The sequence below is a fragment of the Pseudoalteromonas fenneropenaei genome, from assembly GCF_042643375.1.
GTDB lineage: Bacteria > Pseudomonadota > Gammaproteobacteria > Enterobacterales > Alteromonadaceae > Pseudoalteromonas > Pseudoalteromonas fenneropenaei.
In genome coordinates this window covers 70065-84885 of record NZ_JBHRSD010000015.1, presented here as the reverse complement: position 1 = coordinate 84885, position 14821 = coordinate 70065, and the positions used below count along the sequence as shown (strand labels likewise).

The 14821-nt window shown below is 45.2% G+C and carries 16 protein-coding genes; 5 read left to right on the top strand and 11 right to left on the bottom strand.

The genetic code is table 11. The features are described 5' to 3' along the window. Window positions 1–15 precede the first annotated feature (15 nt). Complete coding sequence (locus tag ACFOEE_RS10180; RefSeq protein ID WP_377123821.1) at window positions 16–174, bottom strand: hypothetical protein; 159 nt, start codon at window positions 172–174, stop codon at window positions 16–18. Window positions 175–713: 539 nt separating this feature from the next. On the opposite strand from ACFOEE_RS10180, the gene ACFOEE_RS10175 reads away from it, so the two are divergent. Next, on the top strand, window positions 714–848 hold the full coding sequence (locus tag ACFOEE_RS10175) for a transposase family protein (RefSeq protein WP_377123819.1): 135 nt from the start codon (window positions 714–716) through the stop codon (window positions 846–848). A gap of 12 nt (window positions 849–860) precedes the next feature. After that, window positions 861–1073, top strand: coding sequence for a hypothetical protein (locus tag ACFOEE_RS10170; RefSeq protein ID WP_377123817.1), 213 nt, complete (start codon window positions 861–863; stop codon window positions 1071–1073). 45 nt (window positions 1074–1118) lie between these two features. On the opposite strand, the gene ACFOEE_RS10165 is transcribed toward ACFOEE_RS10170, so the two are convergent. After that, window positions 1119–1928 (bottom strand): DODA-type extradiol aromatic ring-opening family dioxygenase, encoded by an 810-nt coding sequence (locus tag ACFOEE_RS10165; RefSeq protein ID WP_377123815.1) that lies wholly within the window; start codon window positions 1926–1928, stop codon window positions 1119–1121. 11 nt (window positions 1929–1939) lie between these two features. Beyond that, a complete protein-coding gene (locus ACFOEE_RS10160) occupies window positions 1940–2359 on the bottom strand; it encodes a DoxX family protein (protein ID WP_377123813.1) in 420 nt (139 codons plus the stop codon). Window positions 2360–2481: 122 nt separating this feature from the next. On the opposite strand from ACFOEE_RS10160, the gene ACFOEE_RS10155 reads away from it, so the two are divergent. Further along, a complete protein-coding gene (locus ACFOEE_RS10155) occupies window positions 2482–3348 on the top strand; it encodes a LysR family transcriptional regulator (protein ID WP_377123811.1) in 867 nt (288 codons plus the stop codon). A gap of 23 nt (window positions 3349–3371) precedes the next feature. Here ACFOEE_RS10155 and ACFOEE_RS10150 read toward each other — a convergent pair whose 3' ends face one another. The 4 genes from ACFOEE_RS10150 to ACFOEE_RS10135 form a co-directional block, all read right to left on the bottom strand. Next, window positions 3372–3938 (bottom strand): acetate uptake transporter, encoded by a 567-nt coding sequence (locus tag ACFOEE_RS10150; protein WP_377123809.1) that lies wholly within the window; start codon window positions 3936–3938, stop codon window positions 3372–3374. Window positions 3939–4029: 91 nt separating this feature from the next. Further along, window positions 4030–4770, bottom strand: a complete 741-nt coding sequence (locus ACFOEE_RS10145; protein WP_377123807.1) for a substrate-binding periplasmic protein — start codon at window positions 4768–4770, stop codon at window positions 4030–4032. A 161-nt stretch (window positions 4771–4931) separates the two neighbouring features. Further along, the gene (locus ACFOEE_RS10140; RefSeq protein ID WP_377123805.1) at window positions 4932–5579 is read right to left on the bottom strand and encodes a 2OG-Fe(II) oxygenase; all 648 of its coding nucleotides are present in this window, start codon (window positions 5577–5579) and stop codon (window positions 4932–4934) included. A 123-nt stretch (window positions 5580–5702) separates the two neighbouring features. Beyond that, window positions 5703–6155 carry a low molecular weight protein-tyrosine-phosphatase gene (locus ACFOEE_RS10135; RefSeq protein WP_377123827.1) on the bottom strand — a complete coding sequence of 151 codons (453 nt, stop codon included), beginning with the start codon at window positions 6153–6155 and terminating at the stop codon, window positions 5703–5705. Window positions 6156–6397: 242 nt separating this feature from the next. Here ACFOEE_RS10135 and ACFOEE_RS10130 point away from each other — a divergent pair, with 242 nt between their 5' ends. Next, entirely contained in the window at window positions 6398–7960 is a 1563-nt protein-coding gene (locus tag ACFOEE_RS10130; RefSeq protein WP_377123803.1) for a hypothetical protein, read from the top strand. 526 nt (window positions 7961–8486) lie between these two features. On the opposite strand, the gene ACFOEE_RS10125 is transcribed toward ACFOEE_RS10130, so the two are convergent. Then, entirely contained in the window at window positions 8487–10781 is a 2295-nt protein-coding gene (locus ACFOEE_RS10125) for a S8 family serine peptidase (RefSeq protein WP_377123801.1), read from the bottom strand. Between the two features lie 399 nt (window positions 10782–11180). On the opposite strand from ACFOEE_RS10125, the gene yghU reads away from it, so the two are divergent. After that, complete coding sequence (yghU, locus tag ACFOEE_RS10120; protein WP_377123799.1) at window positions 11181–12035, top strand: glutathione-dependent disulfide-bond oxidoreductase; 855 nt, start codon at window positions 11181–11183, stop codon at window positions 12033–12035. Window positions 12036–12131: 96 nt separating this feature from the next. Here the strand turns inward: yghU and hmpA are convergent, their stop codons facing one another. The 3 genes from hmpA to ACFOEE_RS10105 are packed head-to-tail and all read right to left on the bottom strand — an operon-like array spanning window position 12132 to window position 14781. Next, complete coding sequence (hmpA, locus tag ACFOEE_RS10115) at window positions 12132–13286, bottom strand: NO-inducible flavohemoprotein (RefSeq protein WP_377123797.1); 1155 nt, start codon at window positions 13284–13286, stop codon at window positions 12132–12134. A gap of 26 nt (window positions 13287–13312) precedes the next feature. After that, entirely contained in the window at window positions 13313–14530 is a 1218-nt protein-coding gene (locus ACFOEE_RS10110; protein WP_377123795.1) for an NnrS family protein, read from the bottom strand. Beyond that, entirely contained in the window at window positions 14530–14781 is a 252-nt protein-coding gene (locus ACFOEE_RS10105; RefSeq protein WP_377123793.1) for a hypothetical protein, read from the bottom strand. The genes ACFOEE_RS10110 and ACFOEE_RS10105 overlap by 1 nt, the downstream gene beginning before the upstream one ends. Window positions 14782–14821: the final 40 nt, after the last annotated feature.

The window sequence follows — 14821 nt, the reverse complement described above, 5'->3', positions numbered from 1 at the left end:
AAAAGCAGTATAAGATCATAAAATTATGTCAAGGTAAAGTTCATGATCTTGCCCTGCTCTGTTATCGTTTGCGATTGCACCAAATCGTGAGTCTGTAATTGAAACAAAATCAGATGCTTGTGCTTGGGAGGAAAGGCCTAAAAAAGTAGCTAAAAACAATAGTTTTAATTTCATATGACTTCCTTATTCATTAATTTGAACGGATTAAATTTGGATGATACTCATCTTTGATTGCGAGTGATTTTAACTCAATCCCAAGCGATATAATACACATTATCATCTTGTTGTTAATCTTTTTTTACTACTTCCCCATGTTTATATATGATTTGGAGGGGGTTGTGTTTTGGTTTGGTTTCTAGTGGTATTCATCAATTGTTGATAACATTGCATTTTCTACACATATCGTCGTTGACGAAGATTTTCTTAATTTCACGGGAGATTTTTTGAAAATTCTTTATTTTTGCTACGTTAAAACAAGAAAAAAGATTGACATTTTTATGATGATAAAGCGTAATTTTTATTATATGGCTATTCTGAATCAGCCGTGTTAGCAGAGACTTAATAACTTGATATATTTGAACAATTTAATAATAAAATCGCTATACATCAAAATTCCGCGAACGTGCTGTTAGGCTCAGGGCGGGATCGTACTTTAGGTGAACTTTCTGTGAATCACGTGATTTGAGCATTTTTCATACTACATCTTGCCAATCATGTGTATTTCTGAACAACTTAAAACCATACCTGACCATCGCCATAATATGAACAAAAAGCATGACCTTATCGATGTTATCTTTCTTACCTTTTCCGCCATTCTTAGTGGGGTGAGCGGCTGGGAATCAATATAAGTCTTTGGTGAATTGCAACTATCTTGGCTCAGAGAGCATCGAGAATTCGCCAATAGCATTGCTTACAACGTCAGTGAAAGTATTAAAGTGGGGTTTGAAGCCTGCAATTTGCTTGATGAAATCATCAAAACGCGGATGATCTATAATCAAGCAGGCGACACCACTTTGCGCAGTCAGTTTAAAACCGACCGCCGTTTTGGTGCTTACGTGAGCATGAAGTTTTAACCAGCCAATAACACCAAGGGGTGCTCTGCACCTCTTTGTCTTAGTCTAGGTTTGTGCATCTTGCGCTAGCCATAAAATCGAATCCATGGCTAGTGCGTGGTAGTCCACATCGGCTTGATAAACATAAGCTTTATCATGCGTTTGCGTTGCTGCTAGGGCGATATAAAACGGCGCAAAATGCTCAAACGTGGGATGCGCACGTTTAAAATCGGCATCATTTTTAATTAACTCATCCAATTGCGGAAGCGTTTTGCTGCTGGCAAGCGTAAACAACTTAGTCCGTAACCTTTCAACATAGTTGGCACTACCACTTTGATTGGGGTTTAAATCAGCAAAATTGTGGCTAATTGCCCCAGACATCAACAGTGCAAACCCTTGTGCACGAAGCGCTGCCAAGGCGTTCCCTAAAGCCGTGAGTTGCGATAAATTCCAGCTGGCGGGGTACGACAAATGAATGACCGGGATATCACCATTTGGGCGTAGAAACCGCATGGGGATCCACACACCGTGATCCCACGCAGCATGGGTATCAAATTGAGATTCAATACCCGCTTGGCGTAATGCACTGGCAATCATGTTGGCATCCTCAGTTGAACCCATTGCCGGATAATCTAGCTGATATAACGCGGGAGCAAAGCCATAAAAGTCATGTACAATCTTTGGTTGAGCCGCGTTATTTATGTATAACGAGGCCGTTGACCAATGCGGTGATATCGCGATAATTGCCTTGCAGCCAGTTAACTGCTTTCCTTGCATTTGTAAATTCGTTGCCGCTTTGCTTTGCGTTTGTAAGGCAAAACTAGGGGCGCCGTGGCTAACAAAAAGGAGTGGGGCAGGACGCAACAAGGCTGACATAGCAAAACTCCTTAGGCTTGTTGTGGCGTGCGTTTTAGCGGCAACAGATCTTGTAAAGCATAGGCGCCATTACCCAAAAACCACTGCGCAGTACTCGCGGCGATCAGAAATAGTGGATATTCATAGCCGCCACCTGGATTACCAAAGCCCCAGCCATTCGCGCCGTGCACAAACACAATCGACCCAATTAAGGCGGGCAGTAATGCAACGACCACTAGCCTGACTTGTACTCCAGCAATCAGTAATAGCCCGCCAACCAGTTCAGCGGCCATAGTGACTGGGCCAAGCCATTCAGGCAACCCGATAGAACCAAAGAATCCAGCGGTGCCAGCTGGAGTAAAAACCATCAGCTTTAATAGCCCATGAGCAATAAACATAACGCCTAGGGACAAACGTAGTAGCAATGCCGCAATGGCAGGTGATGTAGACATAAAAGTTTCCTCAACTCAGTATTCGATCTTGGTATTCAGTAGTGAACGTGCCTACTGTAAAACTTGGTAATGGACTAAACAATTGGCATAATATTGAAATACAAGTTCAATAAAATTAAACAATGGACAAGCTTAATTTAATGCAGTGTGTGGTTGCTTTAGTGGAAGAGGGCTCATTTACCGCCGCAGCTTCGCGACTTGGTCGCTCAAAGGCTTTGATAAGTACCCATATAACTAGCCTTGAAGCTGAGTTAGGGGTGAGGCTATTAAACCGTTCAACACGACATTTGCAGCTTACCGCAGAAGGGCGCATTTATTATGAAGAAGCCAAGCGGATCTTAGAAGAAGTCGCGCAACTAGAAAGCGCCTTGCAATCCAACAGCCAGAAATTAGTAGGGCGGTTAAGGCTAAGTGTTCCGAGCACTTTTGGTGAAATGTGCCTGTTGCCGTTTTTAGCTCAGTTTCAAATTAAGCATCCCGAGTTGGCGATTGATTGTGTGTTCCAAGACCGCTATGTCGATTTAATTGCCGAAGGGTTTGATTTGGCAATTCGTATTGGTCAGCTCAAGGACTCCAGTCTGATTGCCCGTAAAGTGCATGAAATTACCTTAAAAGTATGTGCTTCGCCCAAGTTTTTAGCGGAACACCCACCCATCACTAGGCCTACAGAACTTAGTAAATTACCTTGCATTGTGGATAGCAACAGTAAAAAAGAAGGTTATTGGCAGCTTGGCGAGCAAGAAATTCAAATTCACGAAGCAATTCGTGTTAATAGCGCATTTGCGGCGGCACAACTTGCCGCGCTTCATGTTGGGGTTTGTTATTGCCCTGATTTTGCGGTCAAGCCATTGATTGAGGGAGGCAAATTAGCTGCGCTGCGGTTTGCCACTGTGCGCGCACCGGTGCAGGTGGTTTACCCACACCGAGTCCATGCGCACAGTAAAGTCAGCCAGTTTACCGAAGCGCTTGCTGAGTTTTTAGCGGGCTAATTGAGATACATCACCACGCCCAGTTATTGACTGGGCAAAACTTTCTTCTGGAGTGATTTTGCCAGCAATTGCTGTGCCGCGACTAAACCCGTTACACCAGCCACCGCTCCTGCGATACCAGCAAGGATTAAACAGCCGCTGATTGCGGTTACAGCATGCGCAGTTAAAGCGAGGTAAATCACAGCGAGGCAAGCAAAAATGATTTGATCACTTATGGATAGTTTGCGCGCTAACCAGCCTAATTGCATGGTAAAAACCGCCCAAACGCCGTTGTATGCCGCAATTGCATTGTTATCAGGTAGCCAATTGGGATTAAGTAATGGCACGTTGATCACTAGCAATAAACTCCACCAATATAAGGCGTAACCGCCGAATGAGGTCAGGCCAAAGGTATCACCTTGCTTAGCGCAATAGCGCGCTGCAATACCCTGAGCCAAGCCACCTAACAATAATGCGGCTGCAAATAAAGTGCTGTTAAAACTGTATAAGCCTAAGTTGCTTCCGGCAAACAGTATACTATTTAAAGCAAAGCCGAATAAGCCAAAGGGTACAGGATTGAGCGCGTGCTGTGGCAAAGTGTGTTGTGACAAGATAAGCATCCAACAGTAAATTCGCGCCATTTTAGCTGGGCGTCAGCGTTTTGCCTAGTCGCTACAAGGCAGGCAAATGTCTAAGATGATTTTAGGGGTGAACAGGCTGCAATGAACCAGCATAGCGCGCCAAAATAGTCTGATACTCGCCATTGGCGCGAATTTTCGCAAGCCCTTGGTTAAACGTAGTGATGATGGCCTTGGCGTCCGGGTGGGTTTTTAGTACGCCAATATGCACAGGCCAAGTGACGATGTTGGGGCTATGAATTTGTAACGTTTGATAATGTGGGTCTTCATGTATGGCATAATTGACAGCCACTTTGTCGCCTATCAGCCCATCCACTCTACCATGGCTTACCTGAAACATACACGCGGATAAATCGAGCAGTGTCATGGTGGTTAAGTCTGGGATCTCATCAAGTAACATTTGATAGCCAAAACCACGAATAGTACACAAAGAATGGCCTGAAAGACTCTGTAAAGACTGGTATTGCCAAGCCAATTTAGGCTGAGATACAAATACCAATTCGTTGTCGATATAAGGGTCGCTAAACAAATAGTTGACGTCACGCGCCGGAGTGCGCCAAAGCGCTGCGATTAAATCGATTTCGCCGCTATCGAGCAAGCGCATCGCGCGGGAAAACGGTGCTGGCTGAAACACAAAGTCAACTCGGTTTTGGGCAAAGGCCGCTTTCACAATCTCAGTGCCAAGCCCTAGTTCTTCACTGATAAAGTAAGGAGGCCAGATACTGTGGCTGCCAACCACGCGCTCAACCTTTGCGGCACAAGGCAGTACCCACCAAATTGCAATAAGCACGAGCCACATTCTCATGATTTTTATCCGCAGGCAGTTCTCATCTAAGCGTAGCGGAGTTGTAAAAAAACACCTAAATCAAACAGATATAAAGCATCTTAGTTTTGTGTATATTGTTCATGAACAATATACACGTTATTGTTTTTAGGGCAATTATGCTGCTATCGCTATCAACCCGCTTAACGTGGCGGGTCGATATGGCCATTAATGCTGTCGTTGACTCTAAACCAACCTGCCACCGAAAAACGCGACTGTTTAGCTGGTAACACTTCATGCGGGTACTCGTCGCTTAAAAACGTCACGAACGTACCAAATTCTGGTTTTACCCGCATTAACTCGCGCTCATGGTCATCTGGTGCGTAGATCACCAATTCACCACCATCCTCTGCTTGCCAATCTGGATTTAAGTACAGCACTGTGGTTAACACGCGATTGGTACGGCCCTTAAAGGCATCTAAGTGTTTTTTGTAAAAATCGCCAACTTGATAGTGGGCAAAGTGGCATTCGTAACTGAACAGCCCCATAAACAAGCGACGATTGAGAAAATCTTGCATTTCCTGCATATGTGCCAACAATTTGGCTTCGAGCGGATCGCTGTCATCTAGCCAATGGATCTTATCGCGGCGAATGGTGCGGTTTTTTTCATGGTCGCTGCTGCGGCCAATGCCTGCTTCATTAAAATCATGTTGCGACAACTGCGCTAAACGAGCTTGTAGTGCTTCGAGAACGTCGAGCGGGAGTGCTTTGGGTAAAATACAGATGCCATGGCTGCGTAAATCGTGGGCGATAGTGTCAAACGGGGCTTCAGAAAGTTGATACGCGAGCAAGGCAGGTCTCCCAAATAGATTGGGCGGCTTTTTACCTCAATTTAAAGCCTAAAGCTAACGAATTATTCTTGTGGTCAGGATAAGTCCAATTACTTAAAAAGGTGCAGGCTGTTTTACGGCAAGCTAACGAAGCGCGGCAATTAAGCCATCAGCCGCTTCTTCGACTAAATCAAGCACCTGTTCAAAGCCTTGCGCACCACCATAATAAGGGTCCGGCACTTCAGTTTTGCCAAGCGTACCATAGCTTAAAAATAACTTGAGCTTGGCTTGCAGATGGGCTGGGCAAATGGCTTGTAAGTCGCGCAGGTTCTGTTTATCGGCACATAAAATCAGGTCAAAGTCAGTGAAATCTTGTAGTGTGACTTGCCTTGCTGTCATGGCGCTAAAATCATAACCGCGTTTTTCGCCGGCAACGCGGCTGCGACTATCTGGCGGATTACCTTGATGATAGCCAATGGTGCCGGCGGATTCGATATGTAAAGGGAGATTGGCGCGCAGCGCTTTTTGTTTTAATACCGCCTCCATGGTAGGGGAGCGACAAATATTGCCCATACATACGACTAATATGTTTTTAATAGAGGCAGGTTTATTGCTACACATGAATGAGTCTCAACCATTGGTTAACGAAAGGCCTAATAGCTTAATCAAGTTTAAGCGAAACTTACAGAGGGAATTTGGTTCATGTTCTAGACAAAAAAGTCACTAAAATTTTAACAATCATTTACCTAATTTGTTGCAAAGCGCACTCGAAATGAGTAATTTTGGGGACGGTGCACCATAGTCCCAATAATAACAATAGGTGTGCAAGGCGACATCAAATGAAATTTATATTCAAAACTACCACCGCACAGCAATGTATCACGGAAATATTAGTTAAGCTTGATAACAATCAGCTAATCTCGTTACATGCCAGCAGTAATTCCATTCCTATTTACTTTTCAACTGTGTATTTTTTAGCAAAGTTGCGGGTATTAGATCAATTAGCACTGCCGATGCAAAGTAATGAACGTAGCTTTGATTTTAGCGCCGGGTTTATTTTTAAGGACCTGATCTCAGAGCTGGTGTTTAACGACCCAAACCCAGACAGTAGTGTGCGTATTAATCAGCATTTGTCGCGTTTTAATAAGTTATTACGGGAAAAGCTTAAACCTGTTTTAGGCGTGGTTAATCTCAGCGTGTTTGAAAACCGTACGCTGGATAATGAAAAGCAGGTGCGCTTTTTGCCTGCCGATATTGAAATCTATCAAGACGATATATTGCTGTATAAAACGGCAAACACGCCGCAAGCAATAAGCCAACTCACACGTCGTAAGTCATTAGTCTTCCCTGTGACAGTCAGTGCTGTCGCTGCAGCTAGCATTGTCGCAATTGCAACGCTTTATTTAGTGCCTAATCCTAGCCCTGAGATGGCAACTCCTACGCTGGTTATGCAGCCGAAGCCGCAATATAGCCAAATAGCAGCGTCAGCTGTCACTCAGTTACCGGCAATCAGTGAAGGTAAAGACAGTATTGGGCCTAACCAAGTAAAAAGGCGCCAAGTGTCAGCTGAGGACGTGAAGCGGCAGCAAGAATTGGCCGAACGATTAGACAGCTTACTCGAACAGTACAAGCAAACTGGCAAGTATGAATACGTTAATGAGCTAAAAGCAGAATTAAAAACTTTGCCACGGGATTTATTAGCACCAGAGACCAAATATCGAGTGCAAATCGCCGTGCTGTTGGCAGATGGTGAGCTTGATGAAGCCTATGCGTTGATGGCAGAGCAAGTAGCCCATGACGGCCGCGTATCAGCGCAATTTCGTGAACGTTTATTGACCACCATAGATTTACACAACAATAATTGGCGCGACATCATAGCCCGCTATGAAGGGCTTGACGCATTAAGCTACGATGAAGCAACCATACTGAAACGGGCATATTCTGCGCTTGGTTTGTACGACAAAATTAGTGAAGTAAATAATCAGCAGTTGGCGCAGCATTTCCCTGAACTGGCGCAAATAACCAACCAAGCTGTGGCTGAAGAGCCATTTAGCGTGTTTATTGATGAGCTTGATAGCAGCCAAACACCATCAGAGCAAGCAACAGAGCAACTTGATGTAGCTCAGTACTTGAGCGCTATTGAGCTCTTGAAGTTGACTGCATTGCTAGACAGTGGTTTTGAACAAACTAAGGCCGCCGTCACTATGCTAAAAGAATTATTTAAGGCTGATCAGGCAATTCTCACCACTGTGGCGGAAAATTTACAGCTTGATGTCCATACCACCAGAAATTTAATTCGCTTACTGATTGAACGGGTGCACCTTAAACAAGATAAGTTCAGTTTGGTGGATTCAGATTTAAATGATGAAGTAGCAGGATTACTGACCAGTAATCAGTCATAACCGGCCAAGTTTGCAGAGTGAGAATAGATATCTTCGTTCAGAATAACTAGTTGGAAATGGCTGACATCAATTTTTTGCGGTAATACTACGTATTTTCGCTACATGCGGCTTGTCAAAGTATTGCTACGATAGGTAAGCCAGTATCACACTTAGCAGCAAAGAGACCAATAGCCTAAGCTCAACAGATAACTCGAGCGGGTTAACCTGAACAATAATTGGCTTATGCAGTAGGTACTTTTAGGGGTTGCTTTATACCAAAGTGCACGCCGACAAATGAGTAAGGCAACGTTCTTAAGACACTAAAAACCATGTATGGAACGTCATCTACCGCGTCATAAATATTTGGGAAATTGCTTAAATAGAGCAATATGAGCGTTAACATCTATCTTTGGCGTGCATCAAGCGACAAGCGCGCAATTGAGTTGCAGAATGATATTTGCCGCAGATATGGGGATTTCGCAATGAAAACAGCTTTAGCGTGGGCAAACGCTAAAGCTGTGGTTGGTTTCTTCAGATTTTCCCACACTTATTGTGGTTTTTTATGTCCGTAAATCTGGAAGCGGACTTTTTCAACTTGAGAGCTGACTAAGTTGTCGTTCAAAGTGACTCGCTGTGAACCAAGTTGTACGTTAACGCTATCGCCGCCCACATCGGCAAAGCGGACTTGCCACTGACCTTGTGCAGACTCACCATAAAAGGCGTTGCTCATCATCGCGGCGTCTTTTAGCAAGTAATTTGCTGTTGCAGTCTCAGTCAGCGCTTGCTTGGAGGTCAGGAGCTGGCTGCGTGTCGCTGCGGGTGAAATAATCTCCATAGCTAAATCGACCCCAGCGGTTGAGTTAAGGTCAAATCTTTCTGTGGCATGGTTAAAGGTTTGTTTGTCGCTATTTTGAATATCAACCTTCAGGCGCACCGCTTCAACAACTAAGTCATCCGGGACATTAAAGCTGATGGTGACACCATCGACATCATTATTAGGGATAGTTAATAATGCTTGTGGCGAGACATCTAACCACTCCGAAACTTCAAGTGCGGGTAGTGCTTCTTCATGTGCTTTGGCTAGTGCCACAGCTTTACCCGCGTTAACACGGCCGAAACCATAGCGGTTATTAAACTTTAAACCTGCAGCATTGGTTATCCAACCTGCGTGTGCTTGAAACACTTTGCCGTCAGCGTTTTCGACATTCACAATCGGGTCCTGTGGGTCGTTTTGTGTGGTGCTTCGGATCATAATGTCTTTCACGTCACGCCAGTTGAGTTCAGGATTGGCAGAAACCACTAACGCCACAACGCCTGATACCATAGGAGCGGCAGCAGAGGTACCATTCATGGTATTGGTGTAGTTACAATTGCTGTTTTGTGCATGGGCTGCACTGTAGTTAAAGCCATTGGCGGTGCTCAGCGGCATATATGCCAAAGCAGAGATGCCAAAGTTGCCAAAGGCACCATTGCTGCCAACCAGTTTCGCACCTTGATAGGCAGACATGCCGTCAAGACAGCCAACGATATCCGTCGTCACCGTTCCTGGCGCGTTGTAACTTGCTTCACCCGCCGGAGCAGACCACAGTACGTTGGCGCCATTACTTGAGTAACTGCTTTGTTTACCATCGGTATTGATGGCCGCAACGGTTTGATAAAATAGGTGTGACTGACTACGCGCAAAGTTGGCGTTGGTACAAGTCAGGTTTGGATGAATGCCACACCAGTCAAAATCATTGCCTGCCGCTTTAATGTTGAGTGCGCCTTTGCCTTGACGTAACTCGTCGGTTGGGTAGCGTTCAAGTTGCTCATAGAAATTACTCTGGGTTTGGAAGCGCTTCAATTCGCCATAGCCATACGAGCGGTTAAACGCTACCACCGGCTCATCAACGCTGATGCCTGAGTTTGGATAACCGTGAGCTGCTAGCTCTGCATTGCGGACAAACTCAAAACTTGTACCTTCATAGGTGTCCCAACGCTCACTCGGTTGTAAATAACGCATCGCGATAAGTTGCGATTTGGGAGCAACACCATGACCGCCAATACCGTTCCAACCTTCAGCAGCTATGATGCCAGCAACAGCTGTGCCGTGGCCTTCACCGTTGTCGTTAGGGTTGGTGCGGTCTGCGCTCCAGCGTGCTAAATCGAGCGAGCGGCCAGGTAGCACATTATTGATAAGGTCTGGATGGTCGATATCCGCGCCTGTGTCGACAACTACGCTAATGGTATCTTGACCTAATGCGCCACTGAGATAAGCAGGCAGCACGTTAATGTCTTCACCTGCGACCAGCTTTTCTTGCCACATTGCTAATGCTTGGTTGGCTGTTTCTTCACCTGCCAGTTCAACGAGCGCGTCAGTAAAAGTGGCATCAAATAAAAATCCACTTTGCGCGGTATTACGTAAATGCCATTGCTCGTTCACTAATGGGTCCGACCCCACCTCTTTAATAAGGATTTTCGCCTTCGCAGATTCAGTGCCGAGTTTAAGCGCATAGCCTATGGTAGCTGATTCACCATTTAAAGAAGTGTAGCTATACTCGTTGTCGGTCTTTAACACCACACCATGGCTAAAGGTGTATACGCCGTTGTCAGCCAGTACTTCCGTATCACCTTCAAAAAACTGTATTTGCGCATTACCAATATCTTTGTTGGCTTTTAGTGTAAGTGCGCTGGGTAGCCATTGTTTTGCATCTGTAACGGTCACATCTTGTGCACTTAAGGCTTGTTGTACCGGTGGGGGCGTGGTGCCTGATGTTTGATTGTCGTTGCTGCCACCGCAGCCACTCAACACGACTGTCATCGCCAGTGTCAGTGCTGAAAGTTTAAACTGATAATTTGGCATCTTAGTGCTTGTCCTTCTCATCATTGTTTTTGATTGAACCGTTATTGGGTTCTTATTTGTGATGCAAGTTATCAGCTGATTAAGAGGGTATCCAGCAACAGCCTGTGACATCTCACGACAAACAAGGATTGGTTAGAATGCTATTTAAATACAATAAGTTGACATGGTGTGACAATGAGTTGAAAGGGGCTTGTCAGCGTTTGTTGCGACGAGAGTCTTTATTGTCAGACGAACAAAAAGCAAAATTAAAGTTATGCACAGAGCCGGGTAACTTGTGAGCAGCCCACGATATTTTCTTTCAGAACATAAAAGTATACATAATAGCCAAATACGACTTTGTTTTAGTGTAAATTGCCTTATAACTAGTAGCACATTACATATGCCAATTGAGGAAAAATTATGACAACCACATATACACCGCCAAAAGTTTGGACTTGGGATCAAGAAAATGGCGGGCAATGGGCTAGTATTAACCGACCTGACTCAGGGGCTCGTTATGAGCAAGCTTTACCTGTGGGTAAACACCCGCTGCAGCTTTATTCACTGGCTACACCAAACGGGCAAAAAATCACGATTATGCTCGAAGAGTTACTTGCTTTGGGTGTCACAGGGGCTGAATACGATGCCCACCTCATTCGAATTAGTGAAGCAGAGCAATTTTCATCAGGTTTTGTTGAGGTTAATCCCAACTCAAAAATCCCCGCTTTGGTTGATAACTCAGGTGATCTACCAATAAACGTATTTGAGTCTGGCGCAATTTTGCTTTATTTGGCAGAGAAATTTGGTCACTTTTTACCAACCACACTTGCTGAACGTACCAAAACCTTGAACTGGTTATTTTGGTTACAAGGTGCGGCACCATATTTAGGCGGCGGTTTTGGGCATTTTTATGCTTATGCCCCGGAAAAGTTTGAGTACCCAATCAATCGTTTTACTATGGAAGCGAAGCGTCAATTAGATGTGCTTGATAAACAGCTGGCAAAACACACTTATGTGGCAGGCGAAACATACACCATCGCAGACATCGCCATTTGGCCGTGGTATGGCAATGTAGTGCTGGGACTGGCGTACAATGCGGCAGAGTTTCTCAATGTTGAACAATATCCAAACGTGATGCGCTGGGCAAAACTGATTGCGAGTCGTGATGCAGTAAAACGTGGGCGGATAGTTAACAGAACTTGGGGCGAAGAACACGAACAACTTACACAAAGACACAGCAGTGCCGATATCGACGCAGTTTTAAATAAGGTATAAGTAGGGCTAAGTTGCAATACACAGGCTACGACTTGCGCGTTGCCTGTGTGTTTTTGTAACTTAAACTATTGCTAGGCTAGGCTAGGCTAGGCTAGGCTAGGCGCTGAGATCACTGTGCGGGCCAAACATCTCATAATAGATTTGATTTGGCGAAACTTGTGCAGCTATCAATTGGTGGTAAATTCCCCGCATAAAAGCTTCTGGGCCGCAGAGATAGAAATCCGCTTCAGTTAACGGTAAAGCGATGGCATCAATATCCATGCGGCCGCTGAAGTCTGCACCATCTCCTTCTTCATACCAAGTTTTGCAGATAAGTGTGTTATTGAGTGCTTGCTGCTCGACTAACCAGTGTTTGAAGCTATGTTGCTGCGCATTTTGACAGGCATGTAAAAACCACACAGGACTTGCTTGGGTGATAAGCTCTTCTAACATCGCCACCATAGGGGTAATTCCCACGCCACCGCTAATCAACACCTTAGGCTTTTGGTTTGCACGCAGGGTAAAGTCGCCAGCAGGCGGTGCGAGTTGTAGTTCAGTGCCAAGCGGGCATTGATGTAAGTAAGCTGATACTAAGCCATCATTTTTCACCGAAATGCGATAGCCATTATGTATTCTGCCGCTTAGGGTGTAGTGGCGTTGCTGGCGATACTCTGTGTTCGGTATATGTACTGACACCGTAATAAACTGACCGCTAACATAGTTGGCAACGGCTTTACCATCTAATGGTTTGAGATAAAAGCTCTTAACGTGCGCAGATTCTTCAATCATATCAGCAATATAAAAGGTGCGAAGGCCATACCAGCCACCCATTTGGTTTTGCATCTGTTGATATTTACCTGCCTCTGCGGTGATTAATAAGTCGGCGATAATACCGTAAGCATTGGCCCATGCCGCTTCAACTTCTGGGGTAAATTCAGCGGGGAAAAGGGTGCGTAAGGTAGCCAACAAATTTGCTCCAACAATTGGGTAGTGCTCAGGTTTAATCTGTAGTGCTACGTGCTTATTGGCGATTTGTGCAGTGAGTTGGGCCAAACGCTCAGGCGTATCCAAATAAGTAGCAAAGCGAGCAATTGCGGCAAACAGCGCAAATTGTTGTTTGCCACTGGCTTGGTTACTGAGATTAAAAATATGTTTGAGCTCTGGCTGCTCACTAAAAAGTCGCGTATAGAAATGTTCCGTAACAGCGACGCCGGCATTGGCGAGCAATGGCAAGGATTGTTTGATAAGCGCAAAGTGATGTTCACTTAACATAAAGACTCCAAAGTGACAAAAAAGGGTTAACCACGACGACCATCAACACGCGGCTGCGTGAGAATGGGAAAATAAATCCAGATAAAACAGGCAAAAGCTGTGCACCACAACGCACCGCTCAGCAGCCATGCTAGGTGTGGGGCAAAAACTTGCGGGCCAAGGCTGCGTACCAAAGCGGCAGCAAAACAGAGTAAGAAACCAAGGTTAACCAGCCAATGGCTGTGCAGCGGGCGAGAGGTATGGCCTAATGAAACTCTTGCCATCATGGCTAAGATCATCAGCCCAATGCCACCGATAGTGATGAGGTGTAGCGCGTCTTTGTTAATTTCAGCAAAACCAAAAAAGCTCACTGCAAATGCCAGTAAGCCTAATGCAGTAGCGGCATAGCCAAGATGAAGCGACCATAGCAGCGGTACTTTTATCACCCCTAAATGAAACCAACGTAGGGTACGATAAAGGTGCAGCAGTGCACTCAATAACAGCATGTAACCGGGGTTGACGGGCAAAGCGAAAATTTGCCCAGCGACAAAGCCCATCACGCCTAAGGTGGAAACGAGCAGTAATAGTTTATCGGTTTTCACTATACGAATTTGCTCACTTAAGCCTAAGCCGCGAGCAGTGAAAAAAGGGATCACCCTGCCTCCGACAATACCGATTAGCACAGTAAATAAAATCACTGCAAGCTGGGTAAATAGGCTTGCGAGCAAGAAGGCTTGTTTTAACACTAAGATTAAAAACGAGAGATTCGCGATACACAGTGCGCTTAGGACTACAACAAACAGGTAATTGTTTTTGGATTTGGCACTATGTAAAACCCAAGTTAAATGAGTAATGGCACCGAGCCAAAACAACGTTTGACCGAATAATAGGCTGTAGAGCGGCCACGGGCTCATAAAGGCAGCGCCTCTGGTGATAAGCCATACGCCCGTTAACAGTAACAGTGGTAAGCCGTTGAGGGTGTTGATACCAGTCCAGTTTTGTGCGGCGGTAAATAAAAAGCCCACGGCAACTGCGCCAGCAAAGGCAAAGATCATTTCGTGAGCGTGCCACAATGTGGCAGGAAAAGGCGCCTGCCATGCAAGATTGCCTGTTAACAGTGCCACCCACAACAGCATAGCCGCGCAGGCCCACATGCTGGTAAACAAGAACAACGGTCGGAAACCAAGATTAAAAAGCGGCCAGCGGCTTATCTGATACCAAGCAATATTGGTATTGACCGGTTCGAGGAGGTTAATAGGCCGCATTATCTTACCTCCATGCCTAATTGATATTGGCATACGCAGCGCAGCACATAGCTGATTTTAATGAGTGCAGCGACCAAAATAGTGGCAATATGCGCCGCAACTTGTGTTCCTAGTGGCAACAGCTCTGCAAGCGGATACGAAAACACCACAGTCACAACAAAAGCAGCCATCAATAAACCTAAAGTGATGTTTGCCACGCGCAACAATAGCGGTAGTGAAGACATAAAAACCTCAATTTCGAGAAAAGTCATACTTTCTCTATAGCGAAACTTATGCCAACAATTAATTCTT

Bases quoted from the DNA above. Each gene is read 5' to 3' on its own strand.
- ACFOEE_RS10180 (WP_377123821.1), bottom strand. From the start codon at position 174: ATGAAATTAAAACTATTGTTTTTAGCTACTTTTTTAGGCCTTTCCTCC.
- ACFOEE_RS10175 (WP_377123819.1), top strand. From the start codon at position 714: ATGTGTATTTCTGAACAACTTAAAACCATACCTGACCATCGCCATAAT.
- ACFOEE_RS10165 (WP_377123815.1), bottom strand. From the start codon at position 1,928: ATGTCAGCCTTGTTGCGTCCTGCCCCACTCCTTTTTGTTAGCCACGGC.
- ACFOEE_RS10160 (WP_377123813.1), bottom strand. From the start codon at position 2,359: ATGTCTACATCACCTGCCATTGCGGCATTGCTACTACGTTTGTCCCTA.
- ACFOEE_RS10155 (WP_377123811.1), top strand. From the start codon at position 2,482: ATGGACAAGCTTAATTTAATGCAGTGTGTGGTTGCTTTAGTGGAAGAG.
- ACFOEE_RS10145 (WP_377123807.1), bottom strand. From the start codon at position 4,770: ATGAGAATGTGGCTCGTGCTTATTGCAATTTGGTGGGTACTGCCTTGT.
- ACFOEE_RS10130 (WP_377123803.1), top strand. From the start codon at position 6,398: ATGAAATTTATATTCAAAACTACCACCGCACAGCAATGTATCACGGAA.
- ACFOEE_RS10125 (WP_377123801.1), bottom strand. From the start codon at position 10,781: ATGCCAAATTATCAGTTTAAACTTTCAGCACTGACACTGGCGATGACA.
- yghU (WP_377123799.1), top strand. From the start codon at position 11,181: ATGACAACCACATATACACCGCCAAAAGTTTGGACTTGGGATCAAGAA.
- hmpA (WP_377123797.1), bottom strand. From the start codon at position 13,286: ATGTTAAGTGAACATCACTTTGCGCTTATCAAACAATCCTTGCCATTG.
- ACFOEE_RS10110 (WP_377123795.1), bottom strand. From the start codon at position 14,530: ATGCGGCCTATTAACCTCCTCGAACCGGTCAATACCAATATTGCTTGG.
- ACFOEE_RS10105 (WP_377123793.1), bottom strand. From the start codon at position 14,781: ATGACTTTTCTCGAAATTGAGGTTTTTATGTCTTCACTACCGCTATTG.